Below are 22899 nucleotides of genomic sequence, written 5' to 3'. Positions count from 1 at the left end.
TTGCCCCTTTAAACTCGAAAAATGTCTTAAGTTAACCGAAAAAAAGTTCCGCATCAAAACCATGCTCTTTAAGAACTTCAGCGGGCACACCGTTCCACACGCCCGGCCGGTTACCTTGGTAGCCAATATCTTTTACCCCAATCTCGGCAGTAAAAAATCCCGAAGAGGTCAAATCTCGGATCAAACTAAAAAACGAGACCCCTTGTGCCATTTCAGGTTTTGCTTTTTCGGGGTAAGCTATGTCGTCAATCACGGCGATCTGCTGATCGTTCTTACACTTGATAAAGGCACTTCCAAATCGCTTCTGGCAATGCACATCGAGCCATTTCAAGCCACCACGCATCGGTATTTTGTAACTCGGAATATCCTTTACAATAAATTCAATAAATGCGGGAACACCTGCCTCCGAAGCGCTTCCCGATATATCATCCTTGGGAATAATAATATCACCCAGCACCGTAATGGTTGCCATCTCGTGGTCATTAAAAAAATCTTCCGCATATAGCGAAGCCGTTCGTTCATGCTCAAAATCCTGAACGCCTGGCAATTTCTCACCCTCAGGGCCCGTCGCGACCGCTTGTTTTGTTGTGTCTGATTTACAAGACCCGGCAAGTACGCCTGATCCAGCAGCAATAAGGCCTAGTGCCTTTAGTGTTTCTCTTCTGTTCATGTGATCTATACTTAACCGTTTAATTTATTTTTTTGATCTAAAATATATTCCGCCGTACGCATCGAAAGTGCGAGAATAGTCCAAGTCAGGTTTTTATCCCCTTGCTGCACGAACGGTCCTGCATCAACAACATAAAGATTTTTACAATCATGCGCTTGCCCCCATTTATTTAAAACAGAGTTTTTAGGATCGTTCCCCATACGCGTAGTACCACCTTCATGAATAATTTTCCCTGGGGCTTCCAGACCGTAGGAAGTGTCTGCGCCAGGAATCGTTGAGGTGATCACCGCACCCATTTCATGCATAATTGACTGGAAGGTCTCCTGCATATGCTTAGCTTGTGCCACCTCTTCTTTAGCCCATTTATAATGAAAACGCAATACAGGTATACCAAATTTATCAACCTTGGTCGGATCAATCTCGCAATAATTGTCTTTACGCGCAAGTGCAGTACCACGTCCAGCCATCCCAACGTTCGCGCCATAAAAGCGCCTATAATCCTGCTTGAGGGATGCTCCATACCCCCCTGCAGACTGTTCGGATCCGTCTGCCCCCGGCACCATACCATTTACATTTGGTACCCAGTTCAAGAAACCATAAGATGGCATATGTAACCCGCCTCCATATTCGATGTGATATCCTCTTGGGAAATTTAATTTATTATGATCTCCCCACCACGGTGAATAGATATGTACCGACCCCACTCCGTCTTCATTGTAACGCTTGCGATCCAATAATGCAGGAAGAAATCCCGAAAGACTAGCTCCGGTAGAATCGTGCAAATATTTACCCACAAGACCTGAGCTGTTGCCAACACCACCCGGATGGCTAGACGATTTGGAATTCAACATAATACGCGCACTCTCGCAAGCACTCGCCCCTAATATGACGGTCTTTCCTTTAACAGTATACTCTTGTAGATCTCGGGTATCGACGTAAGAAACACCTGTAGCAACACCTTCGTCATTGGTGATTACCTCGCGAACCATTGCATTATCAATAACTTTTAAATTGCCCGTTTTCATCGCAGGCATCACAAGACACGATGAGGAGGAAAAGTCTCCGTAAACTTTACAGGAACGTCCACATTGACCGCAGTAGAAGCATGTTCCTCGTCCTTTTATTTCCGGAGATGCCTCGGTAAGCACTGCCCCACGGCCTGCGATTACAGGAACACCTGCTTTCTTCGCACCTTTGGCGATGTAAAGCTCATTCAGGCGAGGCTTAGGTGGCTTCATAAAGATCCCGTCCGGTTCATTATGTATCCCTTCAGCCGTGCCATAAATACCGATCATACGATCCACACGGTCGTAAAAAGGTTTCACGTCGTTATATGTTATAGGCCATGCATCGGTTACCCCATCAGTAGGTTGAAAATCATCCGGTCCCATCCGCAAAGATATCCGGCCCCAGTGATTGGTACGCCCACCAAGCATTCGCGCACGGAACCACTCAAATTCGGTTCCTTTAGCCTTCGTATAGGGTTCGCCTTCGAGCTGCCACCCGCCGTAAGCCGCGTCAAAATCTCCAAAGGGGCGCGTTGTACCAGCACCACGACGTGGTGATTCCCACGGCCAACGAAGCTGCAACGCATCTTTCGCAGGGTCAAAAAATGGACCAGCCTCCAACATAAGTACCTTCAGGCCAGCATGGGCTAGGATATAACCAGCCATACCGCCACCGGCGCCGGAACCGACGACGATAGCGTCAAAAACTTCTGGATTTTCTTTTATTTGATAATCGGACATATCTCTCAATAACTTGTATAAAATGGACTATTACAATAACTAATACCATTTAGCGCACTAAATATAGAAACTTTTTTTATACCTAAAAAATTCTTTGCCGTATCTTTTTCGATACGTGAACGCTTTTTGCCTAAACTGCACACAACTCAACCCCCTGAAATCCACCGCATAGTGCCTCGCAGCAAAGCTTATCGTATTATTTCAACCTTTCAGCCAGTCTAGCTAAGCGGTTTATTTCTGGTTTTCTCTTGTATCCACAGCGACATGTATTTCGAGCTATTTAACTGCTGACTGTTTAAAATTTGCCCCATGAAATTAATCCGACGATGCGCATAAAGGTCCTCTAAAATACAAACAATTTTCGCTAAAAAGGAGTCCGTAAAAAGTTCTTTACTAAAGTTTTCGTTCAAAAGAGTTACGCCAGTAGCTTGCGCGGCGGCCCATCGCTTTTCCGAGGTATACAGCGAAACGACCGCGTCGACAAAAGCAGCAATATCGTCGGCAATGACCCCATTCCAGTGCCTCCCTCCATACATCGCCTCAGCCCCAATGCTACTGGTGACGTTCGGCGTTCCGGATTGCATCGCGTCTATAAATTTCCCTTTCACACCCGCTCCAAAGGGTATTGGCGCGACTAGAACCCGGTACTTACCCATCGTCGCTCGCGCGTCATCCGCCCGGTTCATGATATAAAAACGGTCTTTAGGTTGATGTAGCTGCTGTACTTTCTGCGAAGCATATGCACCGTAAATATGCAACTGAACACCGGGAAGTAAACCCTTTAATTTGGGCCACACTTGTTCTTTGAGAATCCGCACCGTCTTCCAATTGGGTTCGTGCAAAAAGTTACCTATAAACATCAAGTGTTCACGATCCTGGTACCCCCGCATCCTCCTTTGCGTTAATACGTCAATCGGTTCTTCAAGAAATGGCAGGTAATAAAGAATTGCAGGAGGAACATGGAATTCCTTGTCTAATATATTGAGTTCAACCGATGAAATTATTAACGAGAGGTCGCAACGCATAATAGAGGCAATTTCTCGTTTTGCAAGATCGGTGTGGTAATTTACTGGAATACCTTTACTGGAGGCTTCTTGCCGGGCTGCACGCACAAAGTGGAGATCTTCGGTGTCAAGTACGCACAAGGAATCCGCGCACTGCGCCCGAACACGCCAGCCGTACTGTTCTTCAGAAACAAATCGATCAAACACAACAATCTGGGGCTGCAACTCCGCCACAAAAGCATCAAATGATGGGTCATTTAAAAGGATCTCTCGCGTCTGCACATTGTGCTTATCAAACGGGTAACTATAATCCGTCTGACTAGCAGCAGACGCAAACGTTACGGCAGCCCCCGCATTAACAAACAATTCCATCAGTTGAAGAATTCGCCAACCTGCAGCAGAAGAAGTAGGTTCTGGCCACACCAAGCCGATAAAGAGCACACGTTGCATGCTGCTAAGTTAAACAATAAATCACGGTCCCGGTACCCCCTCACCTACAACAAAAGGGCACGCGGTGCCCTTTTGTTAAAAAATATTTACTAAAAAACTATTCCGCACCTCGTTTAATAATCATCGTCGTGGTAACAGGACCTTGAATATTCACCATCGTCAATTTGGTCACGCTGCCAACTAGATTTTCCTCTATATTGTATTCAACGCCATCAAACACTAAAACTTTTGATTCGGGCATACTATATATATACTTATCCGCTCCATCGCTCTTTTTATGCCAAGCACCGTCCTTATCGAAATTTAAAGTCTCCCCCTCAGCAAGCATCTGCGTTGTAATATTTAAATCTGGATCATCGCTACCTTCCACCTTCACCGTCCAGGTTTTCCAGGTCCCAGTTCGAAGTACGTTTAACGAAGTATCCCTGCCTATATTATCTACTGTCTCCTCACTACAGGCGAACAAGCCGAGTGAGACCAGACCTACCAATACGAACATCCAGTTCCTAAGAGTCATTGTAATTCCTTTCATATCTATTTAATATTATAACCGCTCGATTATACCCAAGGATAATGCCAAACCGAAAAGAAATTAAAAAATAACCAGATAACTAGACGTATAAAAATGTACGAAATCCACGAGCAGCGTAATAAGAGTCGGCCCCGTTATGGTAAGTGAATACTTGCCCGTATCGCCGATCACAAAATAATGCACCACCTTTTTTACGTACGGAACTGGGGGTTGTTATCCAGCTCGACGTTTTGTTATCAAACTCACCAAGTTCCTGCAATAAAAGATACTGTTGCTCACTTAAAAGTTGTGATCCGAGTTCTCTAGTCATATCCATAACGGTGTTGGCAGGCTTGTTTGATTTTCGCGCCTCGAGCGCCTGACGATCGTAACACATGCTGCGCCTGCCGGCAGGTGATTCTTTCGAACAATCGACGAATAGATATTCACCACTCGAGGAATCTTGGCCGATAACATCAGGCTCTCCGCCGGAAAGTTCCATTTGCTGCAAGACAACCAATTTATCGGAATTAGCGAGCAAGCGTCGCTCCAACGCGGACCAACTTATACCTTGATGTCGTTGTGAATATTCATTAAAACGCGTAGAAAGAATCGCCAACAATTCTTGTTGCTCGTCCTGTGTTAAGCTGTTAGACTTTTTATTCGCCATACCTTGTGAAATTTATCTAGATAGCTCAAATTTACGTAAAAATCATGAGTATCGATCTAGGCTACCCGACCAAGCAACCGCCGCGCGCATTCAGAACAGACCACAAGACCTGCTACTAACATGATAATATCTTTCAACACCAGCCTGCCCGCCCCAGATAGGTAAGGGAAGCCATAATTTGGCGTCGGGAAATCGCCCCCTAAGTTCGAAACATAGACCTCCGGCGTGGAAACCAAGAAAGACAAGGTTACCAGCGACATAATAGCTGTCAACAGCCCCCCAATAAGACCTACTTTTGGACTCCAAATTCCCAGTAAGGTTAACAATCCTATTCCCACGATTATCGTACCCAGTCCATATGAAAATATATAAGTGCGATTTGTTTCATGCCACTTTATATTTTTCACAACCGTAGCCCCCTCCGGATTTTTATAGTTCTTATATTCAGGGGCTTCCTTTGCATAAAAAAAGCTCATCAGCGGGCTATTAGCGACGAATGGAACAATTCCGTCCGCCTCATATTGAAACGCCTTTAGCCCCCCAATCCAGGCCATCACTATAAATATAGCAACCTTTAAAAATTGAATAAATATGTTTTGAAGACTCGCCAAACGATGTAGAAATACCATAATATTTTTTTTACAAAAATAAAAACCTCATATACAGTAACAAATGGACAAATACAGCTATTATTGGGACAAATTTGCAACTTCTGATATGCCGACCTGTTCCCGGTAGCGTAAAGGAGAAATACCCACTGTATTTTTAAAGTAACGGCTAAAATAGTGCTGATCCTCAAAATATAACTCGTTCGCAATCTCTTTAATCGATTTATAGGTTAAGTGCAGAAGTTTCTTTGCTTCCAGAATAGTCCGCTCTTGAATGATTTTTGACGGGGATTTCTGAAGGGTCTTTTTTATACGTTTACTAAGTGCGCCTGCTGTCATATTCATTGCAGAGGCATAAAAGGAAATCGATTTCTCTACTTTATAATTCTGTTCCACCAATTCCTGAAAAATTATACCATCGATATTTGTCAATTGCTTAAAATAGCTGTGTTGGTCGATATATTTTTGTTTCTCATCGCTTGTCAGCGCCAAAATAAGCTGCAAATAAGACTTTAAAATAGCATTACTAAATTTGCTCTCTCGGCTCATGATGAGAATCATTTTCTGACATAGCTGCAAGAGCTCTTCGAAAACACTGGCTGATAGCTCCACGTGTGGAAGCTGATATACGGTGTTAAAAAGGAGCCCATTACAAGCCACATCGTGTTTATGGAGTTCTATACAATAATAATCGCCGTTAAACAGAACCTGGGTTAGCTCTAAACGCTTATCAGGATTCGCAATGACCAGAAAATGTTGATGTGGCGCTAGAAATATAGCCGAAAAGGCGGGAGCCCGGTAGTTCACCTGATCTACGCTGTAGGTCATCCCTAGTTCCGTGAAAAATATCTTATAATAGTCGAGATCGTTTTCCAAGGGGAGTTGACTCCACTGGATACTTTGAATCTGTATATCCATAGTTATAAGTTTTATAGAGTCCTATCCTACTTAACGTTATTCGCTTCTCCGCAAACTACTAACAATTTAGCTTTACATTCGAGCTGCGACTGATAGAGAGCATTAATTCCTACTCTTCCATGTTTTTTGCTGCATTAAGATCGCTGTGATGAATCTCCTCCCACGCAAGCCCAGTTTCTACCTGCTAATTTTCATGATACAAATATTTCCCTATAGTTTTTGTTTATCTATTTCATCCCCGAAGATACAAAAACTGTACGGCCCAGAAAGCACTCATAGCTTGAGTTGCCCCACAAGTTACGCAGATATTACCGGTGAACTGTTTCAATATTCCAAAACTCATGTACATTGTCTGGACAGCACCTACGATTAAAAAACTACGAATTATTAGATTGGCTGGCCAGGAAATAGAGATAATCGATCTACCACGAAGATTTCTAAATGGCTTGGCGAAATTTCATACCCCTTATATAGGGTTCATTATCCGTTTATTCGGATTTTCTACAGCTATCTCCAGAAGCGTAGTCCGTCAGCAGGCCAGATAGGTCTGATTATACTCGTGGCAACAATTTTACTTATTTTAATGGCACGTTTGGTATTCACAAAAGTCGATGAACCAATCCGCCGTCATTTACAGCGTTCAAGCAAAGGGTAGGAGACCACTATACTTGTAACAACCCGAAACAATCAACCAGAAAGTTTGTTTATCATCACAGACGGAGTGTTCTCGATTCGCCAGGGCAAAAAGCATTGAAGAACCTTGTTCATCGGTACGATTAATCCGGTCCACTAGAACTGTATAAAAAAAACACTACAAATTAACGATATGAAAATAGGAATCACCGGGGCAACAGGGCAACTAGGCCGTCTGGTTGTCGAGAAACTTCAACAACGTGTAGCGTCTGATAAGATAGTCGCACTGGTACGTTCTCCGCAAAAAGCGAAAACATTCGGTCTCCAAACACGGGAATTTGATTACAACAAGCCAAGCCTTTTAGCTGCCAGTTTGAAGGGAATTGACAGCTTACTCTTAATATCAGCCAATCAAGTGGGATTACGAAAGGCTCAACACGAAAATGTGATAAATGCCGCAAAACAAGCAAATATCAAATGGATTGTCTATACGAGTTTACTTCACGCAGACACCGCACACATGTCGCTCGCGACCGAACATATCCAAACCGAGCAGATGTTAGCGGACTCAGGAATTCCCTACACTATTCTACGCAATGGCTGGTACACCGAAAATTATTCGGCATCTGTCCCCTCCTCTATCCAAGCGGGTTCGTTCTATGGCTGTGCAGACGAGGGTAAAATTTCATCTGCAACACGCGAAGACTATGCAGAGGCGGCCGCAGCGGTGCTCACGACCGAAGGGCATCTTGGGAAGGTATACGAGTTATCAGGCGACGATCATTACACATTAAGCGATCTAGCGGCAGAAGTTTCCAAACAAATTGGGAAAGAAATCCCTTATACAAACTTGTCCGAAGAAGGCTTCGCCGCCGCTCTAATAGCGCTCGAGGTCCCGGAGGAATATGCTAAAATTATTGCCAATATGGACGTGGGTGCGGCAAAAGATGATCTTTACGACCCGGGCCACACACTTTCAGAACTTATTGGCCGCCCCACAACACCATTATCCGTGGTCATAAAAAGAGAATTAACGTAGAACGGCGCTAATCTATACTCGCGTAGTCATGCGGTCTGGACATCCCTAGGTGTTATGCCTACTTTAAAAAATCGGCATACCATTGTCCGGAAGATTTGATGGTGCGCTGCTGCGTTTCAAAGTCGACATGAACCAAACCGAAACGTGGTCGGTAACCTTCGGCCCACTCGAAATTATCTAAGAATGTCCACACAAAATACCCTTGCACATTGACGCCTTCGTTTTTTGCACGTAATACTTGTTCAATTGTCCGTTCGAGAAACGCTTGACGCTCGGGATCAGCAACCCTACCGTCAATAACCTTGTCCTCAAATGCGGATCCGCTTTCGGTAACAATTAAAGGAGGGATATTTTTATACCGGCTGAATTGCTTAAGAATATAGTACATGGACTCTGGGTATACTTCCCAATTCATCGCCGTCATGTCCACTTTACGTCTGGAGGCACTGACAATTTTCGCCCTCAAATACGGCACAAGCAGCCTAAAGCGGATAACCTCGCGGGTATAGTTTTGAAGGCCAATAAAGTCCATATCGAATTGTAGGCTGTTTTCGTCATCGGTTTTCATGTAGCGTTCTATCCGTCGTAAGATTGGCAGATCAGCTACAGGGTATCCCATTCCTAATAAAGGCTCGATAAATAGCCGATTTAATAGCGCATCGGCTCGCGTTGCAGCGCCGATATCACGCTCAATAGGACGGTAGGGTTCGATATGCGAGCAAGAGAAAGTTGTCCCTACACGGCTATTGGGAACGATCTGTTTCAGCACCCGCGCTCCACTCGCTTGCGCAAGCGCAGCATGATGCGTTGCAGCCAAAAAATTATCAAGGCCTTTTTTGCCCGGAGCATGCACACCGAAGAAATACCCCGCTCCAGTGAACACAACCGGCTCATTTAAAATCATCCAATTTTTCACTCTGTCTCCGAAACGTTCTGCACAAATTTCAACGAAATGTTCAAACCAAAAGACAACATCTCGGTTAGTCCAGCCGCCACGCAACTCTAATTCCTGTGGTAAATCCCAATGATAAATGGTTATCCACGGCGTGATACCTAGTTCAAGTGAATGGTCGATAAGCTGATTGTAGAAATCGATTCCCTTTTCATTAACCTGCCCATCGCCCTGTGGTAAAATTCGGCTCCAGGAAATCGATAACCGATGGTGAGGAATATTCATCGAAGACATAAGCGCCAAATCACTGTTAAAACGGTGATAAAAATCGCACGCGATATCCCCATGGTGACTTGCAAATATCTTATTTTTCTTTTTTACGAACTCATCCCAAATAGAAGGACCTTTAAAATCTACCTCATGCGCGCCTTCGATCTGATAAGCCGCTGTAGAAACGCCCCATATAAAATCTTCACCGAAGCAATCTTTAGTCATTAACATCTTTTAATCGTTTTGTACGGGCGTATTTCTAAAAAGAATTTTTCGCAATTGTTTTAACGATTGAACCCCGTGATTTCGCGTTTGTAGGTCCTCCCCACTGCTGCGTTCATGTATCTGGAATAGTTCGTCTATTATGGCTGCGGTACAATTCGGAAAATCGACTATTATTCTTTGATCAGAATCTAGCCAAGCATGTATCTTTTTTATCGCGCTGACATTTATCTTTTTTAATATAGGCACACCCAGCTGCGCAAGAGACGTTGCATTGCACTGTTGTTCATATTGATTTTTCATAGGTACAACGATCAATTTCTTCCCTAGAAACAATGCCTCGGCCGGCGCTTCGAATCCAGCACCACAGATTATTCCTTCCGAAGATACCATACTTTCAACAAAAGAACGATTCGAAATAGGAAAGACCGACACGTGATCCTTTTTATAAGCATTTTTAGTATGTTTAGAATACACTTGCCATTCAACATCTTTTAACGCACCAAGGATCCGCAATATCTTTTTATCACTATAAGAAGGTAGGTATACCGTGTAATGCCCCGAGCGGGAGACTTCCGCATCACGTATCTCTTTACGAATTAGGGGAGTATAGATGTTTTCGTCATACGGCGCAAAATGAAATCCAAACCGCACATCGGTCGGCGCGTAGTTTTTCAATATCCATCGCCCCACCAGATCTAGACTGTTGGGGACTGGAGCCTTTTTATTCAAAACGGCAGACTGATGGCTTAGTGCGTAACACCGTTTCCCTTGTAGCCGGCATGCCCAAGCACTGACAGGCTCAAAATCACTAATAACAATATCATACTGGTGAACATCCAAGGAACGAAGTTCTTTATAAAAACGTTTGGTTTTCGCCTTTTTATAGGTGGCCATGAGGTCTACACCGCCGTCTTTTCCGAAAACAAAGCTTAACCCCTTCATTATAAATTTCACGGGATAACCAAGCGATACATCAGCCTCCGTGCCGCTGATCAACAGATCAAGCTCCCCCTTTTCTTGTAACAAAGGCACAATATCTCGGGCACGGCTGATGTGACCATTACCGGTCCCCTGAATTGCGTAAAGAATCTTCATATCATAAAGTAGCTGTAGCGCACGCCTGGTACGGCGCGGCAATCAAGAGCAAAGAAGTTCTTCTTACCCAAAGGTCGGGTTCTATGCTGCTATCACACCTACGCAGTTGCGTGTTCCCCATTCACATTACCCTCTTTTGAACCTAAAGGGTGAAAAGAACGAAGCATACCGCGTTAAAAATAATCGGATAATAATTTTTTCGAAATAATAAGTGAGCGCTCCCATAATCCAGTTCATTTAAATAACACCTAAATTACACACTGTAAATCAACGAATTAAACATGAACACTAAGTTAATAAACTATTATGTTTTTATGAATAACACATCGCAATTTCATTTGGGCTGCACTGCAAGGCCCAAATGCTCCGCGAGCTCTTGCGCCGCAGCACGACCTGCACGATTTGCGCCGATTGTCGATGCCGAAGGACCATAACCCACCAAATGTATCCGCGGATCTTTGCTCACCATCGTTGCAAGTCTACCACCCATTACGATACCTCCATTCTCTTCGCGAATCAGCAATGGCATCAAATGATCCAGCGAGCTACGAAAGCCTGTACACCACAATATTATATCAACAGCAAGCAAAGACCCATCGGCCATACGCACACCTTCTTCGGTAATCTCCGTAAACATTGGCTTTCGATCCAATACACCTCGCTTGCGCATGGCGATAATAGCGGGGGTAACGGGTAGCCCTGTTACAGAAACGACCGAACCTGCGGGCAATCCGCGCCGAACACGGTCTTCAACAATCGCCACTGCAGCACGCCCTTTTTCTGCGTCAAAAGAGCCCTCGTTAAAACGCGGGACCCGTCGCGTCACCCATGTCGTACGAGTGACTTGTGAAATTTCGTCTAGAAGCTGAATCGCGGAAATCCCACTTCCAACGATCAACACATGTTTACCTTTGAAGTCATCCGCCCTCTGGTAATCCTTCGTATGAAGTTGTTGCCCTTTAAACACAGAAGCTCCTGGATATTCGGGGATATACGGTGTATCCCACGTTCCCGTCGCATTTATAATTCCTTTTGTTGAAAAAGTGCCTCGATCGGTTTCAACCCTTAATGATACTTCTCGATTACAAACGACGCTAACGGCAACTGGACGAAAAACCGTTAACCCGAAAGTTTTCTCATAACACTCGAAATAACGCGGCACCGCAACATTTGCATGGACTTCTCGCGGATTGCCCGTAGGCACCGTTTCTTGAAACGACATCCCTGGAAGATCATGAATACCATTTACCGTACTCAGCGTAAGGGATGGCCAGCGGTACTGCCATGCGCCTCCCGGATTAGTCGCCTTGTCGAGTATCACAAAATCCTTTCCTGGTTTTAGCCCCATTTTCTTAAGATAAAAAGCGGACGACAAACCAGCTTGACCTGCGCCAATCACAACGATGTTTGTCTTATAAATTAGCCGCGTTGACTTATTATCGATGACTGTTTTTGTTCTACTCGTCATTGTATCTTATTATTTTAAGTTATCAAGATACACAATATGATTTTATTAATACAACGATAGTTAGTCGCTAAGCCTGCGGTAAGAATATCCTCAACCCGTCGTTGTCTGCAACCGAAATCATCCCGGAATGCAAAAATTCTCTTGAATATCGCTCACCGGTTCAATCGTCAGCACTGAAATAGTAATAAAAGATGTTCTGACCTTGTCCCCCATTACAAAAGCAGTGCTCAAAAATTTTCAAAATTACATTTTTCTGTCCCAGATGAACGTGTCCAAGTTAATGAACTACCGCAGCGCCGGAAACAATATTACTACCGAAATAATAAGAAACAAAAAGGAACGAATTACCCATCCCACTAGGCAGACCTGATGGGTTGTGCTGCTGACTTCACAGTCTCCGCTTCTTATACAGAAGCTCTGTTCGAGTCTCCATACATTATATTTTTTAAGTGTTTGCTTGTTTGTGAATTATCTTTAAAAATGTTATTTTTACTTAACAAACATGAACGAGTTCCGTTTGTCCTAGCTAACACATAAATCTTTCTTAATTCCATCAATAACTAAAAGCTAACAATTTATTAATTTATAAGTAACCATAACGCAACGGTAGCCATCTACATTTGCGCACAACTAAACTGAAGTATATATGAATCAAAGATCCAAACAAATCATTTGCTTCGCACTGTCCTTAACATTTTCACCGATCGTGTCTCAAGCGCTGTCGATGGCGCCCCCAACGACAGCTTCGAAAAGTCTCGCGCAGCAAGAAATTACAGGAACAGTTACCGACAAAAATGGGGCTCCCTTATCGGGCGTAACAGTAACAAACGTCCGTTCGCAACAAGCTTCTCAAACGAGCGAGCAAGGGTTATTCACCATTGCCGTCCATAACGGAGACAACTTAGCCATTAGTTTTATCGGCTTCCAAACTGCAACCGTTCAATACACAGGACAAACTAATCTTCAAATCACCTTAACCGATCAAGAGGCGATATTGGACGAGGTCGTGGTCGTGGGTTACGGAACACAGAAGAAAGCAAATTTAACAGGAGCCGTAGATCAGGTCGGCAGTGAAGTATTCGAAGGAAGAGCCCTAGCGAATACCGCACAAATGCTTCAGGGTACAGTACCCAATTTGAACATCACACCGGCCGATGGCAAGCCCTCACGTTCGCCCAGCTTTAACATTCGGGGTACAACGTCAATCGGACAGGGAGGGAGCGCCTTAATCCTCATTGATGGCGTCGAAGGAGACCCGCAGTCTTTAAACCCGAACGACATCGAGTCTGTATCGGTACTAAAAGACGCTTCCTCCGCGGCAGTCTATGGTTCTAGAGGCACATTCGGAGTGGTGTTAATCACCACCAAGCGAGCCAAACAAGGCAAAGCCTCAATCACTTATTCAGGAAGTTTAACGACACAAAACCCAACGACGCTCCCTGATTTTGTCACCGATGGATACACCTATGCCGAACGCTTTTACGAGGCATATAATGCGTGGAACAACTACTCGTCGGTGCCTAGCAAATTAAACAAGACGCAAATCTTTACGTTGGATTGGCTCGAAGAATTTAAACGCCGCAAAGAACAAGGAATAAATGAACCTGTCACTATCGCCGATGATGGCACCTACGTTTATTACGGTAATGAAGATTATTACGGCGCGTTGATTAAAGACAATACTTTCGTGCAAGACCATAATCTTTCAATAAGCGGTAACGAAAAGAAACTCGATTATTACATATCCGGACGGTTCTACGATAACAAAGGTATGTATCGTTTTAATACCGATACTTACAAAAGTTATAACACACGAGCAAAGGCTTCCCTACAAGTGACTGATTGGTTACGCGTGAGTAACAATATTGACTATTCATCGATAAACTATCACGACCCCTCCACGGCAGGAGAAGGCGGTAACATTTGGCGTAATATAGCCGATGAAGGGCACCCCTCCTCGCCAATATACAATCCCGATGGTACATTCTCCTACTCGGCCGCATATACGCTAGGAGATTTTATTTACGGAAAAAATGGCACCGACTCTGAAGATGTTAATCTTCGAAACACCACGTCATTTGAAACAAACTTTTTTAACAATACGTTTCGCGTTAAGGGAGATTTCACTTTCCGCAACCGAAATATCGGAAGTTCCAGAATTCGTGTTCCAGTCCCTTACAGCGTAAAAGACGGTGAAGAACTTCGGTTAGAAACCAGCATGAACGACAACATACGAGACATATCGGAAACCTACAAACACCTGCTTACCAACCTATATGCCGAATATGAAAACACATTCAATCAAGATCATTATTTTAAAGGACTACTAGGCTACAATTACGAGCAGCAGACGTATAATAACACCGAAATCACTAAAAATGGTTTATTGACGGACGATACTGAAAACTTAAACCTTGCCCTCGGTGAATCGGTAACAGCGACGGCTAAATATAACCGCTATCGTCTGGCCGGTGTCTTCTTTCGGGCGAACTACATTTACAAAGACAGGTACCTCTTTGAAGTTAATGGGCGCTATGATGGATCTTCTAAATTTCCCACAGGCGAACAGTGGGCATTCTTTCCTTCGGTATCTGCAGGATGGCGTATTTCACAAGAACCTTTCTGGAATGTCAGTCCCTCGGCGATTTCAGATTTAAAGCTACGCGGGTCGTACGGATCCTTAGGCAATGGAAATATTGCCCCTTATTCTTTCCTCGATCTATATGCAATTGCAATCTCCAAAAGGGTATTAAATGGTGCTAAAAACCCTACTACGAGTGCTCCGAAGGTGATTCCTGACAATTTAACTTGGGAAACCGCGCGCACAACAAATTTTGGTATCGACATTGGCGCACTAAATAACCGCCTTACATTTACTGCCGATATCTATAGCCGCGAAACATTAAATATGTACACGCTGGGCCAAACTCTTCCTGACGTGTTTGGCGCGGAACCCCCTAAAGGAAACTATGCAGATATGACTACACGCGGCTTTGAGCTTTCGGTAGCCTATAAAGATAACTTTGATGTTGCAGGAAAGCCGCTTAACTGGGGGGTTCGGGCAACGTTGGCCGATTACCGATCGACAATTGATAAATACAATAATGCTATTGGAAACCTCGACGACTATTACGATGGTCAGCGCGTTGGAGAAATTTGGGGATATGTCACCCAAGGTCTCTTTCAAAACCAAGAAGAAATTGACGCCGCAGCTTCCCAAACTTTAATAAAATCATCAAACGCAGGAACGGTGTACCCAGGGGATGTTCGTTTTACCGACCTAGATGGCAATGGCGCGATCGACTACGGTAACAACACGCTCAATAATCACGGGGATTTATCTATAATTGGCAACGAAGAACCGCGCTATATTTATGGGTTTAATCTGAACCTAGACTATAGCAACGTATACCTCTCGGCTTTTCTACAAGGGGTTGGGAAACAAGATTGGTACCCTAGTAACGAGTCCATCTTCTGGGGGCAATATAATAGGCCGTATAACAATTTGCCGACATGGCATCTAAACAACTATTGGACGGAAGATAACACGGATGCCTACTTCCCACGCTATGCAGGTTATAACCAATCCCTAAAGCAAACTACGCAGTCGCGCTACTTACAAAATGCGGCGTATTTACGCCTTAAGAACCTACAGATTGGCTATAATTTTCCTAAAACGATGATAACTAAACTAGGTCTACAAGGCCTTCGTGCAGGACTATCCGCTGAAAACCTTTTTACTTGGTCGCCACTTTACAAAAACACCAAAGATATCGACGTGGCAAACATCGGATCCTCCGATCCCGATATTAGCGATGGACAGGGAGATGGCTTCAACTACCCTACCATGCGAAGTTTTAGTTTTAACTTATCCATTAACTTTTAAAAAGAAAAAAGATGAAAAGAAATATTTGGGTTACTCTGGGACTATTGCTAAGTCTTTTTTCCGCTTGTGAACTAGACGAAACACCTCAAGCGTCTGCTACGGCCGATGACATTTTCGGGACCGAAAACGGATTAAAAACATACAGTTATTCCTTCTATGATGACATCACCTCGGCATCCAATGCGTTTAAAGGAGATGCTATGGCTGATTACGGCGCAGTAAATAGCCTGAACGACTTCTTAGTAGATGGGGCTTATTCGGCTGAAACCAGTGGTGGATGGGATTGGTCGTCACTAAGAAATATCAATCACTTTATTGCTAACTGTACTAGTCCGAACCTAAGTGAAGAAGTAAAAAATGATTATATCGGTATCGCTCGCTTCTTCCGCGCATGGTTCTATTACGATAAGATTACTCGTTTCGGCGATGTTCCTTGGATCGATAAGCCATTAGCGACAGACGATGAAGCGCTATACGCGCCCCGTGACTCGCGCACGCTTATCATGGAGAAGATAATGGAGGATCTAGACTTTGCGTATAACAACATCAATGCAACGAGCTCCGAGGGAACCACTATTACAAAGTGGACTGCTTTAGGGTTAAAAACTAGGATTGCGCTATTTGAGGGTACTTACCGAAAATACCATGCCGAGCTAGGTTTACAGAATACGGCAGACGAATACCTTCAACATGTGGTTGATGCGGGGCAAGAGCTGATGAACAATGGTCCACATACATTATACACTGCGCAAGGCACAGCGCTATCCCAGCGCCAGCTATTCATAAGTGACGCTCCGGTAACCTCGGAGGTGATGCTCGCTGTAGCGTTTAACAAAGAGCTCGCTATATTAAACGATGCGAACTGGTGGTGGACTTCTGCGACATATGGACCCCGTTACGGTCTTGTGCGCCCTTTTATCAATACTATCTTAAATAGCGATGGTACCCCTTACACAAATCGCCCGAATTATAAAACGGAAATATTCTATGAGGAGTGCGCCGGGCGTGACACGCGACTTGCACAGTTAATTCGCACTCCAGGTTATACAAGAAACGGAGTGCCCTCTCCGCCGAACTTCGCCAGCCACACGTATACCGGATATCAGCCGATTAAATATACTTTGGACGACAGTTATTTCGACAATGGAGCCTATAACACCAACGCGGTACCTCTGATGAGGTATGCTGAGGTACTACTAAATTATGCCGAAGCGAAAGCTGAAATGGGCACACTGACGGCTGCCGACTGGAAAAATACAATTGGCGCTTTAAGATCGAGATCAGGTGTAACAGGCGGGATAAACACCCTTCCGACGGCTGTCGACACTTACCTGCAACAAACATTCTTTCCACAAGTGGACGACGCGGTAATTCTTGAAGTACGACGCGAACGCCAGGTGGAACTTGCATTGGAAGGTTTCCGTTTTAACGATCTAAGACGCTGGAATCGCGGAGAACTTATGGCGAGTATGGAATGGTCTGGAATTTACGTCCCTGCATTAAATAAATTGGTTGATTTAGATCAGAATGGCACTATGGACGTAGTTTTTTACGATGGTAATCAATCAGAACCCTCAATTAATGTTCCCGCGGGCGTCGCAAAAGTACCTATCGGAGGAAAATCAACAAATTTTCAAACACTCACCCCCGATAAGCATTTAGAATGGTTCAAAGCGCAAAAAAGAACTTGGTATGCGGATGGTCGTCAAAACTTATATCCGATTCCCGCAACAGCAATCACCAAAAACGATAATATTAAACAAAACCCTAACTGGAACTAAAAAGCCTGTTTTTAAATTCGAAAAAGGTTATCCGATTGTTGCGGATAACCTTTTTTATTTTATCAATCCGCTGAAATATCGATCCGCTTCAACCAAATCTCTTTTTCAAATTTAGATACGACGCGGTATGGGTGTACTGCCACAATTACTGCGTTTAAAGACCATAAATTAATCAATTTTATTATATTTAAATCCTATTCACTATCGTGATTAGCAATAATAATTTAATTATAATCCGATGCAACACCCTAATAACATTGGCACTAAGCCCCATATCAACGTATTATTACTCGCAATCTGTCTATTAATTTTAACGGGTTGCCGCAGCTATCAAACAGTCCCAAATAGTTACATTGTTAAAGGCGAAGATAACTTCCATAGTATCCAAGAGAAGCTATCCATTTACATGGGACCGTACGCTGGAGACCAAATGTGGGAAGGGCACCAAAGTCACCTGACAAATAATCCGCCGACACGCCGGTACGTTAAGCTGTTCCAAAAACTCGGTTACGACAAAAAAACATACGCAGTGCTTTTTACCGACGATCACGACTCAAAATATGGAATGGCTGCATTAATTAATGCCGGTAATGGAAAAAGTCAAAACCTACTCGATTTAACCAAATTTCAATTGAACTCGGCGGACCACGCTAAATGGTATTCCCAAACCCTAATGCACCACAGGCAGAAGATATACCATGCCATTATTCCGATGTATAATAAGGGTGTCGCGGAGAAATATCTATCGATTATCAAAATATTACCCGAAGGAGAAAGCACTAAGACCGTAGAAAAATTTGTGCAACAAAATGCTAAAACTTTTCAAGATTACGGATATACACTCACGAATTTAAAACTACCCAGCTGCCCGGCGGGCGTCCAGGAAATTTATCACGACTACGTGGTACCCAAATCTATAATCGACAATGCTGGTTATTACTTACTGAAAGTCTACAAAGAAGAGCAAAACGAACAGGAGTTATTTTTCTATACGCTCCTTGGCCCCTCTCCCGTGTCCCAGGGAGCCTTTAAGGCTTGTCCAGGCAAATATAAAATGCTTTTTACAACCCTTCAGGGAGAGTTGATCGCGAGCGAAAATTTAGAATTGTAATCCTGCAGGATTGAGGGTGCGAACCAGATGACAAAGCGCTCATTCTAGTTGCGCGTATCCTGATTATTGTATATGCTTATATAACTATCGTAGCGTGATGGCTCGATCTCCCCCCCCTCGAGGGCGTGAAGAATCGCGCAACCCGGTTCATTAATATGACGGCAGTTATTAAAACGGCACGTATTCATTCGTTCACGCATCTCGGGGAAAAAGTGCGATAGCTCCTGTTTCTCAATATCGACAATACCCAACTCTCGAATACCGGGAGTGTCAATAATCTTACCGCCAAAGGGAAGGTCAATCATCTCTGCAAACGTCGTAGTGTGCTTCCCCTTATCCGACCAGTCAGAAATCGCACCAGTACGCAATGCAGTTCCCGGAGATACCGAATTCACGAATGTCGACTTGCCTACGCCCGAATGGCCCGAAACCAACGTGGTTTTATCCCTGAGCAACGTGCGAACCTCATCCATGCCCTCTCCTTGCTGTGCGGACACGGCATAACAAAGGTAGCCTATTTGTTCGTATAGGTCCATATAAGCTGCCAAGATCTCAAGACCCTCCGCAGAAAATAAATCCAGTTTATTAAACACCAAAATTGCGGGGATATCGTAAGCTTCAGCCGTCACTAAAAACCGGTCAATGAATCCTAGAGACGTCGGGGGCGAGGCTAAGGTCACAATCAGTATCGCTTGATCGAGGTTTGCCCCAATGATCTGCGTCTGCTTCGACAAATTGATGGATTTACGGATGATGTAGTTGCGTCGAGGTTCCAAGGAAATAATAACGGCAGAGTCCTGGTCAGGCTCCATTTGGAAGTCCACCCAATCACCTACAGCGATCGGATTCGTCGTCCGAATACCTTTAGTACGAAACTTACCTTTAATACGACATTCAACATACCGACCCTCCTCATCCTGCACGGTATACCAGCTGCCCGTAGATTTAGTAACCAATCCCCTCATATTACAAAAATCGTAAATAAAGATGACTTCGCTGCCTTGTTTGAAAATAATTTAGCGCCCACCAGTACTACTACGCCACCTTTTAAATTTTTCCGTTTCGCGCTAAGCCAGAAAATGGTTATTTTTCTACCTTTGTAAGAGAGAATTAAAACTATACATAGGTGAAAAAACTTTTCCTTCTAGATGGCATGGCCTTAATCTATAGAGCCTACTTTGCACTAAACAAAGTCCCGCGCCTAACGTCTTACGGGCTGAACACGGGCGCGATTATGGGTTTTACCAACACCTTGTTGGAGATACTCAAAAATCAACAGCCAACACATTTGGCTGTCGTTTTCGATACTGCAGCACCGACAAATAGACACCTGGAATTTGAAGCCTACAAAGCCAATCGCGAGAAAATGCCCGAAGATCTATCCACGGCAATACCCTATATTTTTAAACTTATAACAGGCTTTAACATCCCTATTATCACCATGGATGGCTTTGAGGCAGATGACATCATCGGTACGCTCGCAAAGAAAGCTGAAATCGACGGTTTTCAAGTCTATTGCATGACCCCGGATAAAGATTTCGGCCAGCTTGTCTCTGAAAACATCTTCATCTACAAACCCGCTCGAATGGGTAACGGCGCGGAAGTGCAAGGTGTACCCGAGATTTTAGAAAAGTGGGACATTAACGACGTCAAACAAGTCATCGACATACTTGGATTGTGGGGAGACGCGGTCGATAATATACCAGGCATTCCCGGTATAGGTGAGAAAACAGCAAAAAAACTTATTCAACAGTATGCCACTGTCGAGGGAATCATCGCACACAGTCACGAGCTTAAAGGCAAACTCAAGGAGAATGTAGAAAACTTCGCCGAGCAGGGGCTTATATCGAAGCGTCTGGCAACCATCCAACTCGACGTTCCCATTGAGCTCCAAGAAGACGATCTACTGATCGAAGATCCAAGCAAGGAACTGCTCGAGCCTCTTTTTGCAGAATTGGAGTTCCGAACCTTAGGCAAACGGGTTTTCGGCGAAGACTTTTCGATCGGAGATGGCGCGCAAAAATCAAATAGCGGGCAAATGGACCTTTTTGCTACTCCAGCGCAGCAAGACACGACGAGTACCGCAAGCGAACCGATAGTGGCATCTTTAAATATCCACAACACACCGCACGAATATACCCTTGTGAACACCCCTGAAGGGATGCAAGATCTTGCTAATGCGCTCGCAATGCAAAAGAGCTTCGCTTTCGACACTGAGACAACCTCACTCGATGCCCTTTCGGCAGAAGCGGTAGGTATATCCTTTAGCTATAAAAAAGGAGCTGCTTATTACGTCCCCACACCTGCCGATCGCAAGCAAACACAAGAGGTACTCGACATATTTAAACCTGTTTTAGAAAACCCAACAATTGAAAAAATAGGTCAAAACATCAAATACGACATTCTTCTGCTTTCGCGTTATCAAATCACTGTACAGGGTCCGCTGTTCGACACCATGATAGCGCACTATCTGATAGACCCGGATACGCGCCACAACATGGATATCTTGGCGGAAACGTATCTGGGATATACGCCGGTTTCCATCACCGAACTCATAGGTCCGAAGGGTAAGAACCAATCAAATATGCGTGATGTTGAAATACAAAAAGTAAAGGAGTATGCGGCAGAAGATGCCGATATCACCTGGCAACTACAGGAGAAGTTCCGTCCTCTTTTACATGATACCCAAACGCTAGACCTTGCCCAAAAGGTAGAATTTCCACTGATATACGTACTGGCCGAAGTAGAGAAAAACGGGGTAACAATCGATGTCAATACACTGAAGGTCTTTTCTGCAACACTGCTCGAGGCTGTTAATAGGTTAGAAAAAACAATCTATGAGAAGGCCGGCGTAACGTTTAACATCGCCTCCCCCAAACAGCTCGGCGAGGTATTATTCGATCACTTGAAGCTGGATCCAAAAGCAAAAAAAACCAAGACCGGACAGTATAAAACTGGGGAAGATGTGCTTCTTGCACTTGCAAATAAATCGGACATCGTTCAAGACATCCTTGAATACCGTCAGCTGCAGAAACTAAAATCAACCTATGTAGATGCCCTGCCTTCGCTAATTAATGCCCAGACAGGCCTTATACACACTTCCTACAACCAGGCGGTAGCTGCGACCGGCCGCCTGAGCTCGACCAACCCTAATTTGCAGAACATCCCTATTCGCACCGAAAAAGGAAGGGAAGTCCGCAAAGCATTCATCCCCCGAGCAACGGGCAACGTTCTGATATCTGCCGATTATTCACAGATTGAGCTACGCATCATCGCCGAACTTAGCAAAGATGAAAACATGCTCGAAGCCTTCCGCGAAGGATACGATATCCACCGTGCGACAGCAGCACGCGTCTACGGCATCCCTTTAGTGGAAGTCACATCCGAACAGCGTCGTAATGCGAAAGCAGTTAACTTCGGCATCATATACGGACAATCGGCCTTCGGATTATCACAAAGTCTCGGCATTGCCCGCAAAGAGGCCGCTGCAATAATTGATCAATACTTCGCGCAGTATACCGGAATACGAAACTATATGTCCCAAGTCATCGAGCGGGCAAAAGAGAAAGGGTATGTAGAGACGATACTCAACCGTCGTCGTTACCTGCGGGATATTAACTCTGCAAATATGACCGTTCGTGGTTTTGCCGAGCGCAACGCGATCAACGCACCAATTCAAGGGTCCGCAGCCGATCTGATCAAAATAGCGATGATCAATATCCAAAATGATATTCGGGAGAAGGGAATGGAAGGGAAAATGATCATGCAGGTGCATGATGAACTTGTATTCGATGTTCCAGAGAAAGAAATTGAACAATTTAAAGAATTGATAACAACAAGGATGCAAAACGCAATCACATTACAAGTACCCATTGAGGTTGAAGTAGGTACTGGCAAAAACTGGTTGGAAGCTCATTAAT

At 44.2% G+C, this 22899-nt stretch carries 16 protein-coding genes; 5 read left to right on the top strand and 11 right to left on the bottom strand.

Features of this window, described 5'->3' with window-relative positions:
* Positions 1 to 31: 31 nt before the first annotated feature.
* The 7 genes from FM107_RS10740 to FM107_RS10710 all read right to left on the bottom strand — a co-directional run bounded on the left by FM107_RS10740 (position 32) and on the right by FM107_RS10710 (position 6579).
* Positions 32 to 670, bottom strand: a complete 639-nt coding sequence (locus FM107_RS10740) for a gluconate 2-dehydrogenase subunit 3 family protein (RefSeq protein WP_086948517.1) — start codon at positions 668 to 670, stop codon at positions 32 to 34.
* 11 nt (positions 671 to 681) lie between these two features.
* Positions 682 to 2418, bottom strand: a complete 1737-nt coding sequence (locus tag FM107_RS10735; RefSeq protein WP_086948516.1) for a GMC family oxidoreductase — start codon at positions 2416 to 2418, stop codon at positions 682 to 684.
* Between the two features lie 218 nt (positions 2419 to 2636).
* Positions 2637 to 3872: a glycosyltransferase gene (locus FM107_RS10730; protein WP_086948515.1), complete on the bottom strand. Its 1236-nt coding sequence runs from the start codon at positions 3870 to 3872 to the stop codon at positions 2637 to 2639.
* Between the two features lie 97 nt (positions 3873 to 3969).
* Positions 3970 to 4404: a hypothetical protein gene (locus FM107_RS10725; protein WP_143559476.1), complete on the bottom strand. Its 435-nt coding sequence runs from the start codon at positions 4402 to 4404 to the stop codon at positions 3970 to 3972.
* 79 nt (positions 4405 to 4483) lie between these two features.
* Positions 4484 to 5053: a DUF4256 domain-containing protein gene (locus FM107_RS10720; RefSeq protein WP_086948513.1), complete on the bottom strand. Its 570-nt coding sequence runs from the start codon at positions 5051 to 5053 to the stop codon at positions 4484 to 4486.
* Between the two features lie 56 nt (positions 5054 to 5109).
* Positions 5110 to 5682 (bottom strand): DUF417 family protein, encoded by a 573-nt coding sequence (locus FM107_RS10715; RefSeq protein WP_179204458.1) that lies wholly within the window; start codon positions 5680 to 5682, stop codon positions 5110 to 5112.
* Between the two features lie 60 nt (positions 5683 to 5742).
* Positions 5743 to 6579: a helix-turn-helix domain-containing protein gene (locus tag FM107_RS10710; RefSeq protein ID WP_086948511.1), complete on the bottom strand. Its 837-nt coding sequence runs from the start codon at positions 6577 to 6579 to the stop codon at positions 5743 to 5745.
* A gap of 826 nt (positions 6580 to 7405) precedes the next feature.
* On the opposite strand from FM107_RS10710, the gene FM107_RS10705 reads away from it, so the two are divergent.
* Entirely contained in the window at positions 7406 to 8251 is an 846-nt protein-coding gene (locus FM107_RS10705) for an SDR family oxidoreductase (RefSeq protein WP_086948510.1), read from the top strand.
* Between the two features lie 58 nt (positions 8252 to 8309).
* On the opposite strand, the gene FM107_RS10700 is transcribed toward FM107_RS10705, so the two are convergent.
* The 3 genes from FM107_RS10700 to FM107_RS10690 all read right to left on the bottom strand — a co-directional run bounded on the left by FM107_RS10700 (position 8310) and on the right by FM107_RS10690 (position 12201).
* On the bottom strand, positions 8310 to 9644 hold the full coding sequence (locus FM107_RS10700) for a GH1 family beta-glucosidase (RefSeq protein ID WP_086948509.1): 1335 nt from the start codon (positions 9642 to 9644) through the stop codon (positions 8310 to 8312).
* Between the two features lie 3 nt (positions 9645 to 9647).
* On the bottom strand, positions 9648 to 10733 hold the full coding sequence (locus FM107_RS10695) for a glycosyltransferase family protein (protein ID WP_086948508.1): 1086 nt from the start codon (positions 10731 to 10733) through the stop codon (positions 9648 to 9650).
* A 334-nt stretch (positions 10734 to 11067) separates the two neighbouring features.
* Positions 11068 to 12201 (bottom strand): NAD(P)-binding domain-containing protein, encoded by a 1134-nt coding sequence (locus tag FM107_RS10690; RefSeq protein WP_086948507.1) that lies wholly within the window; start codon positions 12199 to 12201, stop codon positions 11068 to 11070.
* A 646-nt stretch (positions 12202 to 12847) separates the two neighbouring features.
* Between FM107_RS10690 and FM107_RS10685 the strand changes: the two genes are divergently transcribed.
* The 3 genes from FM107_RS10685 (at position 12848) to FM107_RS10675 (ending at position 18979) form a co-directional block, all read left to right on the top strand.
* Complete coding sequence (locus FM107_RS10685; protein ID WP_086948506.1) at positions 12848 to 16087, top strand: TonB-dependent receptor; 3240 nt, start codon at positions 12848 to 12850, stop codon at positions 16085 to 16087.
* Between the two features lie 11 nt (positions 16088 to 16098).
* The gene (locus FM107_RS10680; protein ID WP_086948505.1) at positions 16099 to 17868 is read left to right on the top strand and encodes a RagB/SusD family nutrient uptake outer membrane protein; all 1770 of its coding nucleotides are present in this window, start codon (positions 16099 to 16101) and stop codon (positions 17866 to 17868) included.
* A gap of 238 nt (positions 17869 to 18106) precedes the next feature.
* Positions 18107 to 18979 carry a hypothetical protein gene (locus FM107_RS10675; protein ID WP_086948504.1) on the top strand — a complete coding sequence of 291 codons (873 nt, stop codon included), beginning with the start codon at positions 18107 to 18109 and terminating at the stop codon, positions 18977 to 18979.
* A gap of 44 nt (positions 18980 to 19023) precedes the next feature.
* On the opposite strand, the gene rsgA is transcribed toward FM107_RS10675, so the two are convergent.
* Positions 19024 to 19944 (bottom strand): ribosome small subunit-dependent GTPase A, encoded by a 921-nt coding sequence (gene rsgA, locus FM107_RS10670; RefSeq protein ID WP_086948503.1) that lies wholly within the window; start codon positions 19942 to 19944, stop codon positions 19024 to 19026.
* A gap of 161 nt (positions 19945 to 20105) precedes the next feature.
* On the opposite strand from rsgA, the gene polA reads away from it, so the two are divergent.
* The gene (gene polA / locus FM107_RS10665) at positions 20106 to 22898 is read left to right on the top strand and encodes a DNA polymerase I (protein WP_086948502.1); all 2793 of its coding nucleotides are present in this window, start codon (positions 20106 to 20108) and stop codon (positions 22896 to 22898) included.
* Position 22899: the final 1 nt, after the last annotated feature.

The organism is Sphingobacterium sp. JB170 (assembly GCF_900163865.1).
GTDB lineage: Bacteria > Bacteroidota > Bacteroidia > Sphingobacteriales > Sphingobacteriaceae > Sphingobacterium.
The sequence above is the reverse complement of the archived record's forward strand: the minus strand, read 5'-3'. Positions and strand labels throughout refer to the sequence as shown.